The sequence below is a fragment of the Enterobacter cloacae complex sp. 6730903 genome, from assembly GCF_048283985.1.
Lineage (GTDB): Bacteria > Pseudomonadota > Gammaproteobacteria > Enterobacterales > Enterobacteriaceae > Enterobacter > Enterobacter hormaechei_C.
The window spans coordinates 1-297 of record NZ_JBLVXX010000206.1 but is presented as its reverse complement, the minus strand read 5'-3'; the positions used below and the strand labels follow the sequence as shown (position 1 = coordinate 297).

The window sequence follows — 297 nt, the reverse complement described above, 5'->3', positions numbered from 1 at the left end:
CCATTGGGCTGGGCGCACATTCTACTGACTGGCGAATATCTTTGGCCCAAGGAACCGAAAGCTTAGGGTGTCATTTCGCCCTCAGCCGGAACCGACCCCGAAATGGACGAACAGTGGGGTTACGTCGGCGCTAAATCACGCCAGCGCTGGTTGTTTTACGCGTATGACAGGATACGGAGGACGGTTGTGGCGCACGTGTTCGGTGAACGCACTCTGGCCACACTGGAGCGTCTTCTGAGCCTGCTGTCGGCCTTTGAGGTCGTGGTATGGATGACGGATGGCTGGCCGCTGTATGAA

At 57.6% G+C, this 297-nt stretch carries 1 pseudogene; it reads left to right on the top strand.

Annotated elements, in window-relative coordinates:
* Positions 1–99: 99 nt before the first annotated feature.
* Positions 100–297: pseudogene (locus ACNQ0W_RS25585) on the top strand (IS1 family transposase); the annotation flags it as partial.